Source organism: Acidovorax sp. HMWF018 (assembly GCF_003061035.1).
Classification (GTDB): Bacteria; Pseudomonadota; Gammaproteobacteria; order Burkholderiales; family Burkholderiaceae_C; genus Acidovorax; species Acidovorax delafieldii.
On record NZ_QAIM01000406.1, the window covers coordinates 26,612 to 30,492 of the forward strand.

At 64.2% G+C, this 3,881-nt stretch carries 3 protein-coding genes; all 3 read right to left on the reverse strand.

Annotation, left to right across the window (positions count from 1 at the left end):
• Positions 1-16: 16 nt before the first annotated feature.
• The gene (locus DBR23_RS16560; protein ID WP_108498970.1) at positions 17-970 is read right to left on the reverse strand and encodes a nitronate monooxygenase family protein; all 954 of its coding nucleotides are present in this window, start codon (positions 968-970) and stop codon (positions 17-19) included.
• Between the two features lie 134 nt (positions 971-1,104).
• On the reverse strand, positions 1,105-2,895 hold the full coding sequence (locus DBR23_RS16565; protein ID WP_108498971.1) for an acyl-CoA dehydrogenase: 1,791 nt from the start codon (positions 2,893-2,895) through the stop codon (positions 1,105-1,107).
• A gap of 76 nt (positions 2,896-2,971) precedes the next feature.
• Positions 2,972-3,881, reverse strand: a 910-nt coding sequence (locus DBR23_RS16570; protein ID WP_108498994.1) for an electron transfer flavoprotein subunit alpha/FixB family protein, incomplete at its 5' end; no start/stop codon positions are given.

Here is a 3,881-nt window from a genome sequence, read left to right on the forward strand (position 1 = left end):
CACACAGAGCGCAGATTCAGAGCTTGAGACGGGCCCGGGCCGCCTCGTATTCACTGCGCAGCTTGGCGACCAGTTCGGCGGTGCTGGTCACGGCATTGATGGAGCCGATGCCCTGGCCGCAGCCCCAAATGTCCTTCCAGGCCTTCTTGGCGTCGCCGCCAAAGTTCATCTTGCTGGGGTCGGACTCTGGCAGGTTGTCCGGGTCCATGCCGGCCGCGCGGATCGAGGGCGCCAGGTAGTTGCCATGCACGCCCGTGAACAGGTTGCTGTAGACGATGTCGTCCGAGTTGCCGTCCACGATGGCTTGTTTGTAGGCCTCGCTGGCGCGGGCCTCATGGGTGGCGATGAAGGCCGAACCGATGTAGCCAAAGTCCGCCCCCATGGCCTGTGCAGCCAGCACCGCGCCGCCACTGGCAATAGAGCCGCTGAGCGCCAGCGGGCCGTCGAACCACTGGCGGATTTCCTGGATCAGCGCAAACGGGCTCTTGGTGCCAGCATGACCACCAGCACCGGCCGCCACGGCGATCAGGCCGTCAGCGCCCTTCTCAATCGCCTTGTGCGCGAACTTGTTGTTGATGATGTCGTGCAGCACCACGCCGCCCCAGGCATGCACGGCCTGGTTCACGTCCTCGCGCGCACCCAGGCTGGTGATGATGATCGGCACCTTGTACTTGGCGCACACCTGCATGTCGTGCTCCAGCCGGTCGTTGCTCTTGTGCACGATCTGGTTGATGGCAAACGGCGCAGCAGGCTTGTCTGGGTTCGCCTTGTTGTAGGCCGCCAAGGTTTCGGTGATCTCGGCCAGCCACTCGTCCAGCAGTTCGGCAGGGCGGGCATTGAGCGCGGGCATGGAGCCCACCACACCGGCCTTGCACTGCTCGATCACGAGCTTGGGGTTGCTGATGATGAACAGCGGCGAGCCGATGACGGGCAGCGACAGGTTTTGCAACACGGGAGGCAGTTTGGACATGGCAACAACTTCCAGAACAAGAATAGGGATGGAATAGGCCGGATGCGCAAGTGAATCATGCGTCCGTAGCTATCATTTTTATATCAAGGCCCCTGCCCCGCAGGTGGCCTGTCTCCTCACGGCACGCCAGTCCTTCAGAAGGCTTCCAGCGCCAGCTCGGTCACGCTGGCCGCGCCTTCCACAATGCTGTCGCGCAGGCCTGGTGCCTTCACCAGGATGTGGTCGGCATAGAACTGGGCCGTGGTGATTTTTGCGCGCATGAAGGCTTCGTCCTGTCCCTTGTGCAACAGGTCTTGCGCCACCAGCAGGCTGCGTGCCAGCTGCCAGCCCGCCACCACATTGCCCGCCAGCATCAGGTAGGGCACGCTGCCCGCAAACACGGCGTTGGGTTGGGCCTTGGTGCCACCGGCTACAAAGTCGATCACGTCGAGCAGCGCCTTGCGCGCCGCCGTCAGGCGTTTGGCCACGGCCAGCGCAGCGGGCGTGCCACTGGCCAGCAGGTCGGCCTCGGTCTTCTCGATCTGCGCGGCGATGCCCTTGGCCACCTGCCCGCCATCGCGTGCCGTCTTGCGGCCGACGAGGTCGTTGGCCTGGATGGCGGTGGTGCCTTCGTAGATGGTCAGGATCTTGGCGTCGCGGTAGTACTGGGCCGCGCCGGTTTCTTCGATGAAGCCCATGCCACCATGCACCTGCACACCGAGGCTGGTCACTTCCAGGCTGGTCTCGGTGCTGTAGCCCTTGACCAGCGGCACCATGAATTCATAGAACGCCTGGTTCTGCTTGCGCGTGTCGGCATCGGGGTGGTGGTGTGCGGCATCAAACGCCGCAGCCGCCACCGTGGCCATGGCGCGGCAACCCTCAACGGTAGCGCGCATGGTCATGAGCATGCGCTTGACGTCAGGGTGGTGAATGATGGCGGCGCTGGCGTTGATGCTGCCGTCCACGGGGCGGCTCTGCACGCGGTCTTTCGCGTACTGAACGGCCTTCTGGTAGGCGCGCTCGGAGATCGCGATGCCCTGCATGCCCACGGCGTAGCGGGCCGCATTCATCATGATGAACATGTACTCCAGGCCCCGGTTCTCCTGGCCCACCAGGTAGCCCACCGCGCCGCCGTGGTCGCCAAACTGCAGCACGGCCGTAGGCGATGCCTTGATGCCCAGCTTGTACTCGATGCTCACGCAATGCGCGTCATTCCGCGCGCCCAGGCTTCCGTCCTTGTTGACCATGAACTTGGGCACCACGAACAGGCTGATGCCCTTGACGCCCTCCGGCGCGCCCTGCACGCGGGCCAGCACCAGGTGGATGATGTTCTCGGCCATGTCGTGCTCACCGTAGGTGATGAAGATCTTGGTGCCGAAAATCTTGTAGGTGCCGTCGGGCTGGGGTTCTGCACGCGTGCGCACCAGGGCCAGGTCCGAGCCCGCCTGGGGTTCGGTCAGGTTCATGGTGCCAGTCCACTCGCCGGTCACCAGCTTTTCGAGGTAGGTGGCCTTGAGTTCATCGCTGCCTGCTGTCAGCAGCGCCTCGATGGCGCCATCCGTCAGCAGCGGGCACAGCGCAAAGCTCATGTTGGCGCTGTTGGTCATCTCGATGCAGGCCGCGCCGATGGTCTTGGGCAGGCCCTGGCCGCCAAAGTCGGCGGGGTGCTGCAGGCCTTGCCAGCCGCCTTCGCCATATTGGCGGAAGGCTTCCTTGAAGCCGGGGGTGGTGGTGACCACGCCGTCTTTCCAGCTCGACGGGTTCTTGTCGCCTTCCCAGTTGAGCGGCGACAGCACCCCTTCATTGAACTTGGCGCACTCTTCCAGCACGGCGGCTGCCGTGTCCAGCCCGGCATCTTCAAAACCGGGGATTTGCGCGATCTGTTCAATGTTGGCCAGGTGCTCGATGGCGAACAGCATGTCCTTGACGGGGGCGGTGTAGCTCATGGGTGTCTCCGGGAAAGCGAAATTTCGTCAAAAAAAAGGCATCGCGAGCGATGCCTTTGTGTGCACAGGGGCGTTCTTACAGGGCCTTGACCAGTTCAGGCACAGCCGTGAACAGATCCGCTTCCAGCCCGTAGTCGGCCACGCTGAAGATCGGTGCCTCAGGGTCCTTGTTGATCGCCACGATCACCTTGGAGTCCTTCATGCCCGCCAAGTGCTGGATGGCACCCGAGATACCGGCAGCCACATACAACTGCGGTGCCACGATCTTGCCGGTCTGGCCCACTTGCCAGTCGTTGGGCGCGTAGCCCGCGTCCACCGCCGCGCGGCTGGCACCCAGGGCGGCGCCCAGCTTGTCGGCCAGGGGCGTCATGACTTCGTCGAACTTTTCCTTGCTGCCCAGCGCGCGTCCACCGGAGACGATGATCTTGGCGGCGGTCAGCTCGGGGCGGTCGCTCTTGGCGATTTCGCTGCCCACGAAGCTGCTCTTGCCGGCGTCGGCCGTGGCGGCGGCGGTTTCAACTTGTGCGCTGCCACCGGTGGCGGCTGCGGCGTCAAAGCCGGTGGTGCGCACGGTGATGATCTTGACGGCATCTTGGCTTTGCACGGTGGCAATGGCGTTGCCGGCGTAGATGGGGCGCTCAAACGTATCGACTGCGATCACCTTGGTGATGTCGCTGATCTGGGCCACATCGAGCTTGGCCGCCACGCGGGGGGCCACGTTCTTGCCGCTGGCAGTGGCGGGGAACAGGATGTGGCTGTAGTTGGATGCGATGGCGAGCACTTGCGCGGCGACGTTTTCTGCCAGGCCGTGTTCCAGGCCAGGGGCGTCGGCGTGGATGACCTTGGCAACACCGGCTATTTTGGAGGCGGCTTGTGCAGCAGCTCCGGCGTTGTGGCCGGCCACCAGCACGTGCACGTCGCCGCCGCAGGCGACGGCGGCCGTGACGGTGTTCAGCGTGGCGCCCTTGATGGACGCGTTGTCGTGT